At 73.8% G+C, this 743-nt stretch carries 2 protein-coding genes; both read left to right on the plus strand.

All coding sequences use genetic code 11. The features are described from left to right. A partial coding sequence (locus Q0L15_RS21465) for a VOC family protein (protein ID WP_296606801.1) occupies nt 1-377 on the plus strand: 377 nt, incomplete at its 5' end. A 67-nt stretch (nt 378-444) separates the two neighbouring features. Continuing rightward, the coding region (locus tag Q0L15_RS21470; RefSeq protein WP_296606803.1) for a hypothetical protein at nt 445-743 on the plus strand (299 nt) is incomplete at its 3' end.

Here is a 743-nt window from a genome sequence, read left to right on the forward strand (position 1 = left end):
ACCCCGAGGGCAACGAGCTGTGCGTGATCGAGGCGGACAACCGGTTCCTCGCCGGGTGCGGGCGGATCGGCGCGATCAACTGCGAGGGCACCCGTCAGGTCGGCTACTTCTGGAGCGAGGCGCTGGGCTGGCCCCTGGTCTGGGACCAGGACGAGGAGACCGCGATCCAGTCGCCGCGGGGTGGCACCAAGATCACCTGGAGCGGCCCACCGGTGGCCCCGCGGCTCGGCCCGGACCGCCAGCGGTTCGAGCTGGCCACGGCCGGCGACCTGCGCGACGAGGTCGACCGGCTGGTCGCGCTGGGCGCGACCCGGGTCGACCAGGAGACCCTCGCCGACCCGGACGGCAACCACTTCCGGGTCGGTCACCGGGCGTGACCGGCCCGCCGACCGGCAGACGTGGCACGACGCCCGAACAGCTGTCGGTGGTGCGATCATCGACCGCATGACCCCCGAGCAGACCGCGCGGAGCATCGTCGCCGGGCTCCAGGACGCCGTCGACGCTCACGACCCCGACGCGATGGCCGCGCGCTTCGCCCCCGGGGCGGTGCTCGTCGGGTCGGCGGGCTACAGCGCGGGTGACTCCGCGGTGCGGCGGTACCTCGAGGGCGTCGCCACCATCGGCCTCCTGCACTGGTACCTGGAGCGGTACGACGTGTTCCTGTCGACTCCGGACGTGCTCGGCTTCGCGGCCGAGGGCGAGGTCGAGTGGCGCGACGCCGAGGACGCGAGCAGGGACCCGTT

The organism is Nocardioides sp. (assembly GCF_024509035.1).
In the GTDB taxonomy this organism is placed as follows: Bacteria; Actinomycetota; Actinomycetes; order Propionibacteriales; family Nocardioidaceae; genus Nocardioides.